The organism is Devosia psychrophila (genome assembly GCF_000971275.1).
Lineage (GTDB): Bacteria > Pseudomonadota > Alphaproteobacteria > Rhizobiales > Devosiaceae > Devosia > Devosia psychrophila.
In genome coordinates, this window is the sequence record NZ_LAPV01000144.1 from 1 (window position 1) to 15,719 (window position 15,719).

Sequence of the window (15,719 nt, forward strand, 5' to 3'; positions counted from 1 at the left end):
TGTTGAGCGGCATTGTTCCGGTGATCCCACCCAAAGCCAACCGCAAGAACCCGCCCCCATGCGACTTCAAGGCATACAAGGACCGCAACCGCATCGAACGCATGTTCAACAGGCTCAAGCAGTTCCGCCGCATCGCAACACGCTTCGACAAGACCGCGAAATCCTTCGCGGCCTTCCTCGCCTTAGCCGGCTGTAAGGATATGGATACCGTACTTTGTCAACAGGACCTAGTTAGGCTTGATGTAGGGATGGCACAGAGGTGCGGGGCGAAGCGTACGGAAGGCCGAAATCTATGTGTGCGGCACGCAACGAGCATGGCGCTGGATGTGCAATGGGCGCCGCTCACCAGCGCAGCGAAGGCGGTCAGTAAGTCGGCCCTGGCCGACGGTCGTCTTAAGGCGCAGCGTTAAAGCCGTACCACCGGGAGGTGTCGGCAGCGTCGACACTAGGTTCGAAGTCCAGCTCGTCCGTGATGTCCCGTTTGAGAATTGTCGTTCATCGGGGACCCTTTGCATGGGGGCGGCCTGAGCCGTCACGACATTCGTGGATCAGCCAGCCGCTTCCTCGATGTTGATCCATGTCAAAGGATTCCCCTATTGTGGCACTCAACCCGCCGCTTCTTGGAGCCTCCCCAGGCTCTCCGTGCTTCGTCGGCACGCTCGAGCGGGAACAGCGTGGTCGAGGTTCGGACGGGCAGTCTCACCATGGCCAATCGCATCAGATCGGGAGCGATGGCATCAATGCGATAGCCAATGCCCCGCCCGCCAGCGCTACGGCGCTGATCGCGCCCACCAGAGCTCCGATTTTTCTGCCGCCGCCCCAAGCGGCGAGTGCCGCTTTGGATGTGGTATTGACAGCGACCGCGATCAGGATGGCCTGGCCGGCCGTCTTCAGATCCACCTCGCCTCCACCCAGACGTGCCATTGAAATGGTTACGGCATCGGCATCCGCCACGCCCGAAATGCCGGCCACGATCAGCGCCCCAACAGGTCCTAAGGTCCAACGCAGAAACTCCGTAGCAAGCATCACACCGGCGATGAAGGCCGCGAGCCTCAGCGCGGTGCCAAGAGCCAAGGGATTATCGATCTGCAGCTGCGGGCGCTCCTGCTCCTTGTTGCCGAACAACAGGGTGAAAGCGCCTAGAGCAAGGATGACCCCACCAACTGCGAGCGGCAAGAGCAGGTAGGGGAGCAACTCGCCGTTCAAGGCAATGGCCACGATGCCCACGCGGACTATCATGACTACCCCGGCAATTAGGATACCGGCACTGATCAGTCCGGCGGAAGTCGGGTGCTCCCGTCCCAGCCGCGCGAGTGCTAAGGTCGTCGCCGTTGAAGAGGCAACTCCACCAGCGATCGCCGCCAGAATGACGCCGAGGCGATCCCCGAAGGCGCGTACCGCCACGTAGCCGGCAAAAGAAACAGCCGCAATCAGAATGGCGAGAAGCCAGATTTCATACGGATTGATCGCGTTCCATGGATCGATCGTCCGGTTGGGCAGGATCGGCAACAGCAAAAAGGACATCGCCAGCAGGATCAGAACGGCGCGGATCTCATGCCAGGTCAAAGAGGCGAGCAAACGGTGGAGCTGCTCGCGCAGCGCCAGCAGAGCCGTCATGGCTACCGCAGCGGCAATGGCGATGTCGAGATCGCCCACGATCGCCAGGCATCCGAGCAGGAATGTCACCATGCCGGCGACAACCGATGTGACGCTCATGTCCCGGTCGACGCTGGCCTCAAGCCAATGGAAGGCGACGAAGGCAGCGGTGTATCCGAGGAAGATCAGCCCGATGACCACGCCTCCGGCGTGAACCGACACCAGCCCCGCTATGCCACCCAGGAGGCCAGACAGCGCAAAAGTGCGGAAGCCCGCCGCCCGCTGATGATCTTCCTCATCGCGGCTTTGCCAGCCGCGTTCAAGTCCCACCAGTAGACCGATGGCCAGCGCGACTCCCAGGCGGCGGAAAAGCTCGTATTCATCCATGCCTACGTGCCTACACCAAATTCGCTGCGGCTGTTTCATCTTTGGCGGACGAGTACACCTTTGAGGGTCCAACGATTTGGAAGACGGCAGGCACGAGCTTTTACAGATTGGCACCAAGAGCGGCGCTGAACCGAGCGTCACACGCAGCGGCAAGTTGCAACACTGTCGGCGACCCGAATAAGAACGGTCCCCGAAATGGGGTAATCACAGGTGTAGCGACCATCAGCGCCGTGACAGGGTCGGCGATTTTCCAGAACGACGATCGGCTGGGACAATGAGCTACAACAATGCGAGACTTTGCAGGCGACCAGAGGCCTGATCTGGAGTCAAAGCACCTCCAGGGCTGCAACTCCGAACTCCAAACTTTGAACACCGCACACAGCGTCTCAAAAACCGGTTGCCTGCGGTCGGCGCCGTCAACATTTGAAAACGGGCCGGCCATATAGTGAGCGGTAGGAGGGCTGCAATTCCGGAACGCTTGGTCCTCGCTATTGCCAATGCAGTGGAGTTCTTCCATCCTAGGATGCCTGGTACCTTAATGGCGCCTTGCTTCTGGTCGTTATAGAGCTGAGCGCTGAATGAGTTGAGGCTATGCTGGCGCCGCAGCAATCAACATTCCCGTCCTTGCTGAACTTAGCCGGAGAACGCAAATGATGCTGCCCAAGGGTACTATGATCGCCGTTGCAGATGGGGAGAAGCTGAACCTCTTCCGCAATTCTGGTGATGAGAGCGACCTGAAGCTCACCGCTGCCGAGCATTCGCATGTGGATGACAAAGCCCAAGGAAGCGGTTTGCGTCAGAACAGTTCAGGCAATCCGGACCCAAGCCAGGCCAGCGAGGACGGCTTCTCAGCTGGCATAGTGGAGTTGCTCAATAAGGGTGTACTCGATGGCAAGATCGAGGGGCTGGTTGTCATCGCGGCACCGAGAGCCCTGGGTGAAATGCGCAAGCACTACCATAAAACCTTGAACGCCAAGTTGTTGGGCGAGATCGCCAAGGACCTCACTGGGCACTCGATAGCTGACGTCGAAACAGCGATCCGGGCAGCGTGAGGACTGCGGCGCGTGCCGTCGCCGCTCTGGTTGCCCAGCTTGGCCTGCTGGGTGGACTTGCCGTTGCACAGGAGTTCGACCCGGTAGAGGACGGGCGTGCTCTGGTGGCCATGTACTGCACGGACTGCCATGCGACTGGAACCACGGGTGAAAGCCCACTCCCCATTGCCCCTCGATTTCGGGACCTGCATCTGCGTTACGACGTCGAGTTCCTGAGCGAGGCCCTGGTGGAAGGAATCGTTACCGCCCATCCCGAGATGCCGCAGTTCGAGTTCGATCCCGATCAGGCCGCGGCGATCGTCGCCTATCTCAAGACCTTGGAGCCATAGCTTGCACGGAGTCTGATGAGCGTGCTTCGTCGCCGGTTGCCGCCGCACATGGCGCGGACGGTGAGACGTGACACGGAGCGCGCTCCATCGTGTGCTATACGCACGCTCCGAAGGGAGTTCAGGAACCAGATGTCTGCTGGTCGAGACGTTTCTGCAGGAGCATCAAAGTCGAGTCCCCGAGGTAGGGCTCTGCCGTAAATCCAAGCTCCTTCTCCAGCTTGATGGCCGAACCATTCGACCGGCTCTCGAGGGACTGCAATCGCTTGACGCCCTTGGCCACCGCATAGCGCGTGATATGGTTGAGCAGTTCCCAGCTAATTCCCAGATTTTTGCGGTCGGCACTTACTGAAATTGCAACATCGCCAACTTCAAGGGCCGGATCGCAAGCGAGCATAGCGGTAGCCACGATTGCGCCGTTGCTTGGCTCGACAGCAAGGAAACTCTCCGTCTGGCGGTGATCCACCGACGTCATGGATTTGAGGCGGTCCTGATCAACCGTCTTCATGCTCGACAAAAATCGAAAGCGAAGGTCCTCGGGCGTAACCCGGGCGAAAAAGGCGCCGAGAGCCACGACATCATCTGGGCGTGCAGGACGAACGTGAAATTTGAACCCGGAATGGGTTATGAGGTCGCGGCTCCAGTCGGTCATGGGAAGTTCTCCAGTTCGCGATGTGTCGTCGTTCAAGATCATTGGGCCACGTAGCCGCCATCGACCAGGTGGTAGCTGCCGGTGATGAAGGACGCATGATCGGACAGCAGGAAGCACGTAAGCGCCGCGACTTCTTCGGAGCGCCCGAGACGTCCGATAGGATGAAGGCCAGCGATATGCTGCAGTGTGGCTTCGTCGAGGTTCTTGCACAACAGGGGGGTGTCGATGAAACCCGGACCAACGGCTGTCACGCGAATGCCCTGGGATGCGTATTCCAGCGCTGCCGCCTTGGTCAGGCCAAGCACGCCATGCTTGGCAGCCACATAGGCCGCCGAACGGGCAAATCCGACAGAACCCAGGATCGACGCCATATTGACGATGGCTCCGCCACCAGCGCGCAGCATCGCGGCAATCTCATAACGCGTGCAGTGGAAGACGCTGGTCAGATTGATGTCGATGACCTGTTGCCAGCCCTCAAGAGGGTACTCGCCAGTCAGGGCGCTGGGGCCGCCGATACCAGCATTGTTCACCGCGAGGTGGAGCGCGCCGTAGGTCTTCTCGGCAAAAGCCACCATTGCTTCGACGGCAATCGGATCGGTCACGTCGATTTCAAACACCGCTGCTTGGCCGCCCGCCTGCTGAATGGCAGTGACGACCGATGCTGCCCCGGCGGCATCCCGATCTGCGACCACCACCTTGGCGCCGTCCCTAGCGAGTTCGGCCGCCACCGCTGCACCAATTCCAGACGCCGCTCCGGTCACCAAGGCAACCTTGTTCTTGAAGTCGTAACTCATGATGGAAGTCCTTGTGTAAGTTCGAGAGACCGGCGTCGGGCGCTAGTGCGACAGAAAAATCGGAAGCTTCACTTCGTCCAGCGTGGAGCGCGTGGCCCCGCCCATCACGAAGTCCCGGATTCGGGAGTGGCCGAATGCGCCCATGACCAGCAGGCCAGCCCCCTGCTTGCTCGCACCGGCCTGCAACGCCGCCCCGATGCTGATGCCGGCGGAACTGACGTCATGATGCTTTGCCTCGATTGCGTGGCGTCGCAGGTAGCCCGCGAGGCCCGCAACAGTGCTTTCGCCAATGGCCTTGTCGTCAAATGCGGTCAACAATGTCACCGAGCGTGCCTTCACGAGCAGCGGCATTGCATCCTGAACCGCGCGTGCTGCGGCCCGACCACCGTCCCAGGCAATCGCAATGTGCTCATGCACAGGGGAAAGAGGACTTGCCGCCGGCAGGACCAGGATTGGGCGACCTGATCCGAACACCAGGCCCTCCGCCAACTCGCGCTGACCAATCGCTCCGGGCTTGACTTCAATGATCGACAAATCATGCAGCGCGGCCATGGCTGTCGCCGCAAGGGTGATTTCGTCCTGACGCATACGGGCCGTTGCCGACGTCACCGGCAACGCACCGCCGAGTTGGGCAATGCGTTTACCGAGACGCTCCGTATTGGCGCGGCTGAACTTTTCGGCTTCGGCGATCAACCCCGAGACGTCATAGAACTCGGCGCCAAGCGAATAGGCGATGTTGGGTATGTCGACTTCAAAGGTGGTGAAGGCCACACTGGTCGCAAATGGCCTGCAGACCCGCATGGCACACTCGATCATCGCTTCGGTGTCCGCATCGGGATAAGTCAGCAATGGTACGAATACGTCGGTCAGCATCTGAACCTCAGAGTCAAAGAACCGTGAAAATTGGGAAGATTGGGAAGATTGGGAAGATTGTAGCGGGTAGCTCGCGGAACAATCAGGAAATTACGCACGAACCTGATCGGACACCTCCACGCATGAATATTCCCGACCCTGCCGCTCAAGTGATTCCCTGACCCATCCTAGCCTTCCGATTGTCGACGACTTTGACCTCGATCAAATAGTTTGCGATTGGAATGGGCCAGATAGGCCCGAGATCGAGGTCCCCCATGCCAGCCAGCCGAATTCGCCTCTTCCCGCTGCTTGACCGCATCGTCAGCGCCGACCAGGCCGCCAGTCTGGTCGAGGACGGGATGGTTGTCGGCATGAGCGGCTTTACCCGCGCGGGCGATGCCAAAGCGGTCCCGCTGGCCATGGCGCGTCGGGCGCAGCTGGATCCGTTCAAGATCACACTGGTCACCGGTGCCTCGCTGGGCAAGGACGTGGATCGCGTTTTGACGGAGGCGCATGTGCTGGCCCGGCGCATGCCTTTCCAGTCGGACCCGACATTGCGCGCCGCCATCAATCGCGGCGAGGTGATGTTCATCGACCAGCATCTATCCGAGACAGTGGAGCACCTGCGCTCGGGCCAGTTGGGACCGATGGATTATGCGATCATCGAGGCAGCAGCGATTACCGAGGATTGCGGCATCGTGCCCACGACCTCGGTCGGCAATTCCGCCAGTTTTGCCATCCTGGCGAAAAAGCTGATCATCGAGATCAACCTGGGGCAGCCTGCCGAGCTTGAAGGACTGCACGACATCTACATCCCGACCAAGCGGCCGACCCGGGAACCCATTCCGGTAGTCTCCTGCGACAGCCGGATCGGACTGTCATCCGTACAGGTCGATCCAGCCAAGATCGCCGCGATCGTCGTCACCAGGCAATCTGACAGCCCCGCTGTGCTGGATGCGCCCGATGCCGAAACAAACGCAATCGCCTCCCACCTTATAAGATTTTTTGGCCGCGAAGTTGCTGAGGGACGGCTCGACCTGAGCCTCAACCCGCTGCAGGCCGGCATCGGCAACATCGCCAATGCGGTCCTTGCCGGCCTGGCCGATGGCCCGTTCCACAGCCTGCGGATGTATAGCGAAGTCCTGCAGGACAGCACCTTCGACCTGCTCGATACCGGCAAGCTGCTGTTCGCCTCTGGTTCCTCGATCACGCTCAGCGCCGCCTATGCGGAGCGCATCTTCGGGGATATCAACCGCTACAAGGATCGTCTGGTCCTGCGGCCGCAGGAAATCAGCAACCATCCCGAAGTGATCCGCCGGCTCGGGATCATCGCCATCAATACAGCGCTTGAGTTCGACATCTATGGCAACGTCAACTCGACCCACGTCAACGGCACACAGATGGTGAACGGCATCGGCGGCTCGGGTGACTTCGCGCGCAATGCCTATCTCTCGATCTTCGTGACCAAGTCGCTGGCCAAGGGCGGTGCGATCTCCTCGGTGGTGCCGATGGTATCCCATGTCGATCACACCGAACACGATGTCGATATCCTGGTGACCGATGTCGGATTGGCCGACCTGCGTGAACTGGCGCCACGCGAACGCGCCCGAGCGATCATCGCCAATTGCGTACATCGCAGCTACCGCGCGCAGCTGAATAACTATTTCGAGCGGGCGCTCGTCTTAGGTGGACACACGCCGCATGTGCTCGGGGAAGCGTTGTCTTGGCATCTTCGCCGACAGACCACCGGTACGATGATGGATAGCGCCAACTTGGAGGAGAACTGATCAGATGCTTACCTATCGCGTCGATGCCCACCGGACTGATGCTCATGGCAGCCTGGCCCTTACCAAACAGGCCAAGATCATACTCGACACAGACCCCGCCGGCCGACAGGATGCCTTCAACCCCGCGGAAATGTTGCTGGCGTCCCTGGCCGCGTGCATGCTCAAGAGCATCGAGCGGGCTGCTCCCATGCTCGACTTCCACCTGTCAGCCGTGGAGGTCGTGGTCACCGCCGAGCGAAAGGATAGCCCGCCTCTCCTGACCCGCATCGTCTACGAGATCGCCATCGAGACGACGGAGACGGACCATCGCATCGACCTGCTGCATACCAATGTGCGCAAGTATGGGACGATCTTGAACACCTTGAGGGCGGCAGCGGACCTGTCGGGGACCATGCACCGACGCTCTATATTGGCTGGAACGAACGTAACGTGAACAAGAAAATTGCTCTTCCGTTCACAACCATGCATCGGCTCGCGCGGGCGGATGCCAGTTTGTTCTATGTTAGGGTTACCGACGAAGCGGGGCGTGGCGCCGCCAAGCATACCGCCCCATCGTCTCAGTCGGATGGCTGGGGTGCGGGCGGTCCGAACACATAATGGTCGGGTACCGCTAGCACCCCACCATTGCGCAGCCATCAAGCAAATCCAAGTCGATTTCGAAAACATGCACTGAATGTGAAGCAGCGTTCTCAACCTGCTTCGGCTAAAGATATCCCGCGTAGTGTTCGTACGGACCCTCGAGGCGCACGTGCATCGCATGGACGTGCTCGGGCTCGCGAACGACTTCCCACAGGTGTCGCGTCATGATCATGACCACCTCCAGGTCCGCCTTGGCTCGCATTACGGCGCCGTCCTCAGTCTTGGCAAACATGAACCACATGGTCCGCAGCATGTCCCGGATCTCGCCCTCAGGCATGAACTGGGCGTAGTCCAGGTCCATCTCGGCAATCGCGCCGTGGCCCTCGGTGGCGTGCAGTAGGTGAGCGACGCCGATCGTCAGCTTGCCCACTGGCGTGGCGTTGTACCAGACTTGGTAGATGCGCCCGTAGTCGGGGCCGTCGAAGCCGAACTCTATCTTGTCGGTCTCTTCGAAGCTGAAAGGCCCGTGGTGCATCATCGTGTTGATGATCTCGCCAAATTTGCTGAAGTCGTCGAACACGATCCGGTGCTCGGGGCGAAGCATGACGGTGCCGTGCTTCTCGATCGAGCTGGCCGGAGTGTGCTTGGGCTCGCGCCGTTGCCCCTCCTTGATCCCACGGATGACGTCTTTGTACTCGCGCTGGAGCTTGTTCCCGAACATGTTGTCCTGCCGCTATCGTTTCGGTGGGGCGGCACGCAGCATGCCGGCATTGGGGTAGCTGCCGAGATCCATGGTGCCGATCGGCTTGGCCCACGTCGGCAGGGTGGAGGTGTGCAGTTCCTCCCAAACCTGGGCACCGGTGATGCGCCCGTGGATCACAGCGCCGCGCTTCTCCCACCCCGGGTCAAAACCATCCAGGAGGCCCAGGAGTTCGCCACGCAATGGCTATGGACCTATAACAATGAGCGGCCCAATATGGGCATCGGCGGCATAACACCCGCCCAGAAATTGGCAATGGCTGCGTAAATTCTACCGAAGAGCCCCGTTAAAAACGGGGGGATTACCGACGGACAGGCTATACATCGGCGGCCCTTAAAGCCCTTAAAGAGAAACTTTTACGTGGTGGTCTACAATTAATCGGTGCCGAAAGAAATTAAGGGCTTGTCCAGATAGGCGACGATCGCTGCATCCCGAAGGGCGATCTGGTCGCTGAGGTCGTAAGCATGTTGCAGCCAAGGGTGTCGCAACGCCTCCTCGCGCTGCATAAGCCGGCGGAGAGAGGTTGGTTTCCAGGCTAACTCACCATCCACAATCGACACATTGATCATGGTCTCATCCGCCCACATCTGCAGCGCAAAGGTCACCCGTTGTCGGGGTGAGGCCGCCTCGTCCCAGTCGCCGAATGCAATGATAATGTCGACTCGCCGCTGATGCGCGCCGCCCGGAAGAATGGCTTTGTAGATCGCCCAGGCGTTACCCTGCCGTGACACAAACCGCGTTAGCATGGTTTGTTACCGGCCACAGCAAGCACAGATTGCGTTTTCTGGCGCTTCGAAGTCGAATTCATTCATTTTATATCTCCCCTGCTGATCGGCCTTCCGCTCATCCCAAATATGTCCGTCCATCCGCCGAATAAACCAGCGATCAGTTCCAGCGGCTGGTGGCCGATCACGGCATCACCCTGCACGAAGAGCCGCGCGGGCAGTATCTGGGATAAGGCGGCCATGGAGAGCTTCTACTCGTCGTTGAGGACCTAACGTTCCGCCCGCAAGCTCTATCCCACGAGGGACGATGCCACGGCAGAAGTGTTCGACTATGTTGAGCGCTTGTGCGTGGTTCCGGTTATCCCACCCAATGCCAACCGCAAAACCCGACCCCATGCGACTTCAAGGCCTACAAGGGCCGCAACCGCTTCGAACGCATGTTAAATAGGCTCAAGCAGCTCCGGCGCATTACCATACGTTTCGACAAAACCACGAAATCCTTCGCGGCCTTCCTCGCCTTTGCCGCCGCAAGTATATGGATGCCACACTTTGTTAACAGGACCAAGTTTAACAGTAGAGTTGCCGTTTGCGCGTCGTATAGGCATCGGCAAGTGGAGCCTAACAATCCACGCAAGAACGCGGCGGAGCAGATCATCGACGCTTCAGTTCCACCACCGGAATCGCCTTGCGAGTCGTCTGCTCAGCGTAAACGCCGAAATTAGGGTAGCGCTTAGCCTGCTCCGCAAATATCGCAGCCCCCTCAGTCCCCTCCACAACCTGCGCATGCACCGCGATCCGCTCGATTGTTGTACCATCGCCAATTTCGATCTCAGCGTCGGGATGGGCGACGAGGTTATAAAACCAAGCCGGGTTCTTGGGAGCGCCGCCATCGGTAGCGAAAATATGCCAAGGACCGCCAGTCGCCAGGCGCAAATACATCAGCGGCGACAGCCGCTCTAAGCCCGATTTGGCGCCGATGGTATACAGTAGCATGACCGGAATGTTGGTGAAATAACCGCCGGGCTTGCCACCATTGTGCTGAAAGTCTGCGATGACCTGCGCATTGTTGTCGCTCATGCGGCCCCCGAAGAATCTATCGTAAGATTACGATGTAATGCTTCAGGCTGCCTCCGGTCAAGAGGCGATGGCGTCTCCCGGAGACCACTTGATATTAAGGCCGCGTCAAGGAATGAGCGACCATCTGAAGGATGGTTGGCGCCGCGCTGGATTGTGCAGTGTGTGGCTGCAAAAGTTCAGCCTAAGACCGCCCAAAGCTGCCTATGTCTAGTAGTATTATGCTGCTGCGCGTTTCTGTTACGGATCGCTGCCTGTCGTCTTGCCGACGGCGCGAGGAGGGCTTCGCTCGCGTGGCCGACCTTCTGGCGAGCGAGGACGACCGAACTGTCGAAGACCTGACCGATAAGGAGAAGGACTTGCTGGCGAAGTTCCGCGAAGACATCCCAACGGCCCTTCTGATCGGCGCGTCGGAAATCCAGTGGATGTTCCAGTTCGAGTTGACTAAGTATCTTAAGCACAAGCGTGCCGCGTATCATAAAGCAGGAAAGCCGAAAGACTTTTTCTTCAAGGCCTACAAGCGTGATACTTTTCGGACGTACATTGAATATCTCTGCAACTCGAAATGCGCATACTGCGAGACATACTACTACTCGGCACGCCCCGGTGGACATAGAGCACTTCAGGCATGGACGCGCTGCTGATGGCCGTCTGGCGCAGAAAACCTGCAGACCGCGTTATCGTTCACTCAGATTAGGGTAGCCAATAATGCAGCGACGACTTCGAGCGGTTCTGTCAGGCCCATAATCTCGAACCCAGCATGAGCCCGCATGCCATCTGCTGGGACAACGCCGTCGCAGAATCATTCTTCTCAAGGCTAAAGAAGGAGCGCATTCGGAAACGCGTCTACAAAACCCGAGACCTCGCCCGAGCCGATATCTTCGATTACATCGAGGCCTTCTACAACCGAACCCGCCGCCACAGTCATATTGGCTGCGTCAGTCCCGAGGCGTTCGAAACCGCCGCAACGTGAGGCTGGGAAATGTCTACCAAACCAGGGCAGTCCATTTCAGCGTCATCACGCAGCACGATTTGCCGTGGGCCGGGGTCGAGACCGCCCTGCAAACTCAGTGGCTTCTTCCGCATTCGCGGTTCGGAATACGTCGACGATGCGGTCAAGCTCAGTCGCCTGAGCTTCCGTCTGTTCGATGGCAGCGTTAGTTTCTTCAACGAGAGCCGCGTTGTGTTGGGTCATCGCATCCATTTCACGGACGGCTGTAGTCACTTCCGCGATGGCTCTCGACTGCTCTTGGCTCGCGGCTGCTATTCCATCAATCAGCAGGCTGTTTGCGCGGACACTATCGAGCATGTAAGTCAGGTGTTCTGCTGCCTCAGATACGAATTTCGACCCCGTTACGACTTCGCCGGCGGAGATATCTATGAGCGTTTTGATGTCGGCCGAAGCGCTTGCCGCCGATTGCGCTAGACGTCGCACCTCAACCGCGACCACGGCAAATCCCTTGCCCGCATCGCCGGCCCGGGCTGCCTCCACCGACGCATTGAGCGCCAGGAGGTTAGTCTGGAAAGCAATGTCGTCGATCAGCCCGATGATGTTCGAGATCTTGGCCGACGAGGTCGATATGCGCTCCATAGCAAGATTGGCGTCAGCCATAACGTTGCCGCCGCGCTCGACTGCCTTGGCCAATGTTTGGGACCCGATATTTGCCTGAGTGGCGCGCCCGGCATTTTCTCTAACGGTCGCCGACAACTGCAACATCGCCGCGCTAGTTTCCTGAATTGATGCCGCCTGCTTAGTCGTGCGCGCAGAAAGGTCATTGGCGCCTGCAAGGATTTCGCCCGTGGCGGTCTTGAGGCCTGCGGAAGTTTGACGAAGCTGGCCCAGGATATCCGTTAGCCGATCAATCACGGCATTGGTGTCGTTTTTCAGCTGTGCGAAAGCGCCATCATATTTGCCAGTTACCCGCTGTGTCAGGTCGGTGCGAGCTAATGCATTAAGCACGGCGCCGGTCTCGGTCATCCCGCGATCCATGTTGGTCACGAGCGCATTGACGCTCCCGGCCAGCCCGTTCAGTTCAGTATCATTGAATGTGATATCGACCCGCTTGGAAAAATCACCGGCAATGGCAGCATCCACCACCGAGCCAAAATCTATCCGCAACTGCGCCATTGTGGCGGAGCGCTCGGATTCAGAGCGCAAGCTGGCTGCTGCTTCGGCCTCAGTCATATGCGCCACACGAAGACCATTACTGCGAAACGTTACAACCGCCTCGGCCATCGCACCGATTTCATCTTTGCGCCCAGCGTAGGGAACTTCGACTGAGAAGTCGCCACTAGCCAAACTGCGCATCGTTTTTTCAATGATTTTTAGTGGACGGACCACCTCATGCAAAACCACGCGAATGGCGAAAGCCAAGACTATAGCCGACAGGGCTGCAATAGCTGCCATTATCCAAAGGCTGGCGTTCGCTTGCTGAACTGCCTCCTCGTAGTCCGCTTCAGAGGTCGAGGCCTGAATTTCAGCAAGCTGGTCAAACTGAGAGGCAATAGATTCAACCGTGACGCCTAGATCACTTTTTACAAATTCGCTCAGGGCATTGATATCATCGCCAGCCAATAGGTTTTGTAATTTGGCGATGTTGGGGGCGGCCTCCCGCATCCGGACCTTAGCAGTTTCGACCAATGGGAGTGCGGCTGCACTGATCTCATTTCGGAGATAGGTAGACCAGTCAGTCTCAATGCTCTGCAAAGACTCTTCGATCGACCCAGCGCCCTCTACTGCCGTGAGCTCAGCCACCACGACTCCCATCGTGTCGCGCATGATGTCGGAATACATGTCATTGATGCGGGTAAGCTGCCCCAGTCCGGTGACGCCGACCGCCACGATGGTGCGTGTCTTCTCTGTCGCTGAATTCAGCGAGATAAAACTGCTGAAACCTAGAGCGACCAGCGACATCCCAAGCAAAGAAACTGCAGTCACTAGCTTGGAACGTATCGACATCTGGAAGGTCCTTACTAATTTTCCATAAACTAATCCACGAAGTGCTAAACCTTGGTAAAGCAAACTCAATTTGAACAGTCCTGTTGACGCTTTGCCGAAAAAAGGACGCCAACTTGCGCAGACCAGTCTTCTGCGGTTGGACCATCGGAAGCTGTCCGCCCTCAGATCCTTCGGCACAGCTTGGGCCGCCGATTAGGGAGTGTCAGCCTCGTCTTTGGGTTGATGTTATGTAACTGTCCGCCGTCAGCACCCATGGCCCAGATTTACGGTTGAGATTCAAGGAGGGTTTGGGTCTCGTTGCCTGACGAAGGAACCAAGATGACCGCCAAGTCCTCGAACACCAAGAAGCCTACCGACCAAGTGGTGAAGGACATTCGCCGCGCGACCCGACGGCACTTTTCAGCTGAAGACAAGATAAGGATCGTGCTGGAGGGCCTGCGTGGCGAAGACGTCCGCCGAACTGTGCCGCAAGGAAGGCATTGCCCAGAGCATCTATTATACCAAGTCTGACTGATGCTGACCCATTGCCCATTGGCGCGATCCAATTGACATGATGCGCCATGGCTGCTCGACGGGGCGGTTCCAGGCGACGCAGCGGTGATCGAGGATGTCGGCGTAGGATTTGAAGACTCGGTTTGAGAGCCAGTTGTCGCGCATGAACTGCCAGACGTTTTCGACTGGATTGAGCTCGGGGCATTTTTATGGCAACGGCAACGGGGTGATATTGACGGGCACCACGAGTGCGGCGGAGAGGTGCCAACCGGGTTGGTCGAGCAACAGCACGGCGTGCGCGCCGGGCGCCACAGTGGCCGAGATTTCCGCAAGGTGCAGCGCCATCCCGTCGGTGTTACAGCGAGGTAGAACCAGCGCTGCACCTTTCCCTTCGTCCGGGCAGATCGCGCCGTAGATGCAGACCGATGTCGTGCGCTGATCCTTGGGTGCCGATGGCCGCGTCCCGCGCTTGGCCCACCGCCGGGTGATCCCGTTCTTCTGGCCGACCCGCGCCTCGTCCTGCCACCAGATCTCTATGCTTGTGCCGCGCGGGAGCGCCGCCCGGATTGCCGCCACGCGGCAGGGAAGTTTTTTAAACGCCGGGATAGCATCGGCGTCCTGGGTGTGGTGGCGCGGGCGAGCCGAAAGTTTGCGATCGCCCATGGCGCGCAGCTCCCGGCTCAGCGTCTGCTTGCTGATCGATATCCTGAACTCGTCCCAGATTCATTGCGCAAGATCGACCAGCCGCCAGCGCACCACACCGTGCGATGCCGGGATCGGGCCGCTCTCCACGATGGCTGCCAAGGCACGACGCTGCGCCTCATCGAGCAGCGGTGCACCGCCGGGCGGAACGCCGTCGATCAGCCCATCAGCGCCGACGCCATTGAACCGCAGAACCCAGTCGCGGATGGTCTGCAGCCCGACGCCTCCAACCCGGGCCGCACCACTCCGCGTGCCGCCATCGTAAATGACCGCCAGCGCCAGCAGCCGACGGATCTGGTTGCCGTCACCACTCGAACGGGACAACCCCCGAACGTCTGCCGCTTTATAAATCTGACCGGAGCCCTACCGCCGCTGCCATCGCCAACGTCCATCGGTTCGCGATCCTTGAATCAGACGGCGATGCCATTGGGAATCCCCAATGAGTCAAACCTCAGGAGATTTGGTATAAACGTCGTTGTTAAAACCTTAAGTCGATCGGATTATGCAAAGCCGCGGGCAACTTCTTGACGGTGTTGTAGATGTGTTCGGTTGTCCGTCGTCAGATCATTTTGCTCAGCTTGGGTCGCCGATTAGCGGAGTATTGGCCTGGTCTTTGGGTTGATGTTATGCGGCGAGCTTGCGGTGCTGCAAGCGCCGATGCTGGATGGTCAGGCGTTTGATCCTATCGCGCTGTTTGATGATGGCTGCGGCCCTGCCGAAGTAGGCGTCGGCTGGTGTGACGTTGTTGAGGCTCTCGTGGTAGCTCCGGTGATTGTAATGCTCGACGAAGGCGCCGATCTGGGCCTCAAGATCGCCGGGCAGGAAGTAGTTTTCGAGCAGGATGCGGTTCTTCATGGTCTGGTGCCAGCGCTCGATCTTGCCCTGGGTCTGGGGATGCATTGGAGCGCCCCGAACATGGCTCATGGCTTTGGCCTCGATATAATCGGCCAGTTCACCGGCGATGTAGCTCGGGCCGTTGTCG

Annotated in this window: 15 protein-coding genes and 7 pseudogenes; 11 read left to right on the forward strand and 11 right to left on the reverse strand. The window is 58.9% G+C overall.

Annotated elements, in window-relative coordinates; all coding sequences use genetic code 11:
* Nucleotides 1–231 (forward strand): annotated as a pseudogene (locus WH91_RS26185) (IS5/IS1182 family transposase); the annotation flags it as partial.
* A gap of 486 nt (nucleotides 232–717) precedes the next feature.
* Here WH91_RS26185 and WH91_RS15940 read toward each other — a convergent pair.
* The gene (locus WH91_RS15940) at nucleotides 718–1,983 is read right to left on the reverse strand and encodes an MgtC/SapB family protein (RefSeq protein ID WP_046172007.1); all 1,266 of its coding nucleotides are present in this window, start codon (nucleotides 1,981–1,983) and stop codon (nucleotides 718–720) included.
* A gap of 650 nt (nucleotides 1,984–2,633) precedes the next feature.
* On the opposite strand from WH91_RS15940, the gene WH91_RS15945 reads away from it, so the two are divergent.
* Together WH91_RS15945 and WH91_RS15950 are read left to right on the forward strand one after the other, a co-directional pair.
* Nucleotides 2,634–3,035 (forward strand): host attachment family protein, encoded by a 402-nt coding sequence (locus WH91_RS15945; RefSeq protein ID WP_046172008.1) that lies wholly within the window; start codon nucleotides 2,634–2,636, stop codon nucleotides 3,033–3,035.
* Nucleotides 3,032–3,364 (forward strand): c-type cytochrome, encoded by a 333-nt coding sequence (locus tag WH91_RS15950; protein WP_046172009.1) that lies wholly within the window; start codon nucleotides 3,032–3,034, stop codon nucleotides 3,362–3,364. The genes WH91_RS15945 and WH91_RS15950 overlap by 4 nt, the downstream gene beginning before the upstream one ends.
* Before the next feature lie 118 nt (nucleotides 3,365–3,482).
* Here the strand turns inward: WH91_RS15950 and WH91_RS15955 are convergent, their stop codons facing one another.
* The 3 genes from WH91_RS15955 to WH91_RS22720 are packed head-to-tail and all read right to left on the reverse strand — an operon-like array spanning nucleotide 3,483 to nucleotide 5,680.
* Nucleotides 3,483–4,013: a GNAT family N-acetyltransferase gene (locus WH91_RS15955; protein ID WP_052952885.1), complete on the reverse strand. Its 531-nt coding sequence runs from the start codon at nucleotides 4,011–4,013 to the stop codon at nucleotides 3,483–3,485.
* A 38-nt stretch (nucleotides 4,014–4,051) separates the two neighbouring features.
* Nucleotides 4,052–4,807 carry an SDR family NAD(P)-dependent oxidoreductase gene (locus WH91_RS15960; protein WP_046172011.1) on the reverse strand — a complete coding sequence of 252 codons (756 nt, stop codon included), beginning with the start codon at nucleotides 4,805–4,807 and terminating at the stop codon, nucleotides 4,052–4,054.
* Between the two features lie 42 nt (nucleotides 4,808–4,849).
* Nucleotides 4,850–5,680: a universal stress protein gene (locus WH91_RS22720; protein ID WP_052952886.1), complete on the reverse strand. Its 831-nt coding sequence runs from the start codon at nucleotides 5,678–5,680 to the stop codon at nucleotides 4,850–4,852.
* Nucleotides 5,681–5,934: 254 nt separating this feature from the next.
* On the opposite strand from WH91_RS22720, the gene scpC reads away from it, so the two are divergent.
* Both scpC and WH91_RS15975 read left to right on the forward strand, forming a co-directional pair.
* Entirely contained in the window at nucleotides 5,935–7,446 is a 1,512-nt protein-coding gene (gene scpC, locus WH91_RS15970) for a succinyl-CoA:acetate CoA-transferase ScpC (protein ID WP_046172012.1), read from the forward strand.
* 4 nt (nucleotides 7,447–7,450) lie between these two features.
* Nucleotides 7,451–7,879, forward strand: a complete 429-nt coding sequence (locus tag WH91_RS15975) for an OsmC family protein (RefSeq protein ID WP_046172013.1) — start codon at nucleotides 7,451–7,453, stop codon at nucleotides 7,877–7,879.
* 270 nt (nucleotides 7,880–8,149) lie between these two features.
* Here the strand turns inward: WH91_RS15975 and WH91_RS15980 are convergent, their stop codons facing one another.
* Together WH91_RS15980 and WH91_RS24940 are read right to left on the reverse strand one after the other, a co-directional pair.
* Nucleotides 8,150–8,746 carry a hypothetical protein gene (locus WH91_RS15980; protein ID WP_046172014.1) on the reverse strand — a complete coding sequence of 199 codons (597 nt, stop codon included), beginning with the start codon at nucleotides 8,744–8,746 and terminating at the stop codon, nucleotides 8,150–8,152.
* A 12-nt stretch (nucleotides 8,747–8,758) separates the two neighbouring features.
* Nucleotides 8,759–8,968 carry a hypothetical protein gene (locus WH91_RS24940; RefSeq protein WP_046172015.1) on the reverse strand — a complete coding sequence of 70 codons (210 nt, stop codon included), beginning with the start codon at nucleotides 8,966–8,968 and terminating at the stop codon, nucleotides 8,759–8,761.
* Between WH91_RS24940 and WH91_RS24350 the strand changes: the two are divergent.
* Nucleotides 8,936–9,052: pseudogene (locus WH91_RS24350) on the forward strand (IS3 family transposase); the annotation flags it as partial. The gene WH91_RS24940 and the pseudogene WH91_RS24350 sit on opposite strands and share 33 nt — an antisense overlap.
* Nucleotides 9,053–9,159: 107 nt before the next feature.
* Here WH91_RS24350 and WH91_RS15990 read toward each other — a convergent pair.
* Entirely contained in the window at nucleotides 9,160–9,531 is a 372-nt protein-coding gene (locus tag WH91_RS15990) for a hypothetical protein (protein ID WP_046172016.1), read from the reverse strand.
* A gap of 131 nt (nucleotides 9,532–9,662) precedes the next feature.
* Here WH91_RS15990 and WH91_RS26190 point away from each other — a divergent pair.
* Together WH91_RS26190 and WH91_RS26195 are read left to right on the forward strand one after the other, a co-directional pair.
* Nucleotides 9,663–9,852 (forward strand): annotated as a pseudogene (locus WH91_RS26190) (IS3 family transposase); the annotation flags it as partial.
* A gap of 6 nt (nucleotides 9,853–9,858) precedes the next feature.
* A pseudogene (locus WH91_RS26195) lies at nucleotides 9,859–10,073 on the forward strand (IS5 family transposase); the annotation flags it as partial.
* Nucleotides 10,074–10,161: 88 nt separating this feature from the next.
* Here WH91_RS26195 and WH91_RS16000 read toward each other — a convergent pair.
* Complete coding sequence (locus WH91_RS16000; RefSeq protein ID WP_046172018.1) at nucleotides 10,162–10,587, reverse strand: nitroreductase/quinone reductase family protein; 426 nt, start codon at nucleotides 10,585–10,587, stop codon at nucleotides 10,162–10,164.
* Between the two features lie 218 nt (nucleotides 10,588–10,805).
* On the opposite strand from WH91_RS16000, the gene WH91_RS16005 reads away from it, so the two are divergent.
* Complete coding sequence (locus tag WH91_RS16005) at nucleotides 10,806–11,228, forward strand: hypothetical protein (protein WP_074797864.1); 423 nt, start codon at nucleotides 10,806–10,808, stop codon at nucleotides 11,226–11,228.
* Nucleotides 11,213–11,557, forward strand: a pseudogene (locus WH91_RS16010) (IS3 family transposase); the annotation flags it as partial. The gene WH91_RS16005 and the pseudogene WH91_RS16010, both read left to right, overlap by 16 nt.
* A 45-nt stretch (nucleotides 11,558–11,602) precedes the next feature.
* Here WH91_RS16010 and WH91_RS16015 read toward each other — a convergent pair.
* Nucleotides 11,603–13,612, reverse strand: a complete 2,010-nt coding sequence (locus tag WH91_RS16015) for a methyl-accepting chemotaxis protein (protein WP_143078282.1) — start codon at nucleotides 13,610–13,612, stop codon at nucleotides 11,603–11,605.
* Nucleotides 13,613–13,861: 249 nt separating this feature from the next.
* Between WH91_RS16015 and WH91_RS23620 the strand changes: the two are divergent.
* Nucleotides 13,862–14,042: pseudogene (locus WH91_RS23620) on the forward strand (transposase); the annotation flags it as partial.
* On the opposite strand, the pseudogene WH91_RS23625 reads toward WH91_RS23620, so the two are convergent.
* Both WH91_RS23625 and WH91_RS16030 read right to left on the reverse strand, forming a co-directional pair.
* Nucleotides 14,039–15,116: pseudogene (locus WH91_RS23625) on the reverse strand (IS630 family transposase). The pseudogenes WH91_RS23620 and WH91_RS23625 overlap by 4 nt on opposite strands.
* 245 nt (nucleotides 15,117–15,361) lie before the next feature.
* The coding region (locus WH91_RS16030; RefSeq protein WP_046172020.1) for an integrase core domain-containing protein at nucleotides 15,362–15,719 on the reverse strand (358 nt) is incomplete at its 5' end.

What these genes read in the sequence shown, in the direction of transcription:
- WH91_RS15940 (WP_046172007.1), bottom strand. Translation starts at nt 1,983, where the DNA reads ATGGATGAATACGAGCTTTTCCGCCGCCTGGGAGTCGCGCTGGCCATC.
- WH91_RS15945 (WP_046172008.1), top strand. Translation starts at nt 2,634, where the DNA reads ATGATGCTGCCCAAGGGTACTATGATCGCCGTTGCAGATGGGGAGAAG.
- WH91_RS15955 (WP_052952885.1), bottom strand. Translation starts at nt 4,013, where the DNA reads ATGACCGACTGGAGCCGCGACCTCATAACCCATTCCGGGTTCAAATTT.
- WH91_RS15960 (WP_046172011.1), bottom strand. Translation starts at nt 4,807, where the DNA reads ATGAGTTACGACTTCAAGAACAAGGTTGCCTTGGTGACCGGAGCGGCG.
- WH91_RS22720 (WP_052952886.1), bottom strand. Translation starts at nt 5,680, where the DNA reads ATGCTGACCGACGTATTCGTACCATTGCTGACTTATCCCGATGCGGAC.
- scpC (WP_046172012.1), top strand. Translation starts at nt 5,935, where the DNA reads ATGCCAGCCAGCCGAATTCGCCTCTTCCCGCTGCTTGACCGCATCGTC.
- WH91_RS15975 (WP_046172013.1), top strand. Translation starts at nt 7,451, where the DNA reads ATGCTTACCTATCGCGTCGATGCCCACCGGACTGATGCTCATGGCAGC.
- WH91_RS15980 (WP_046172014.1), bottom strand. Translation starts at nt 8,746, where the DNA reads ATGTTCGGGAACAAGCTCCAGCGCGAGTACAAAGACGTCATCCGTGGG.
- WH91_RS15990 (WP_046172016.1), bottom strand. Translation starts at nt 9,531, where the DNA reads ATGCTAACGCGGTTTGTGTCACGGCAGGGTAACGCCTGGGCGATCTAC.
- WH91_RS16000 (WP_046172018.1), bottom strand. Translation starts at nt 10,587, where the DNA reads ATGAGCGACAACAATGCGCAGGTCATCGCAGACTTTCAGCACAATGGT.
- WH91_RS16005 (WP_074797864.1), top strand. Translation starts at nt 10,806, where the DNA reads ATGCTGCTGCGCGTTTCTGTTACGGATCGCTGCCTGTCGTCTTGCCGA.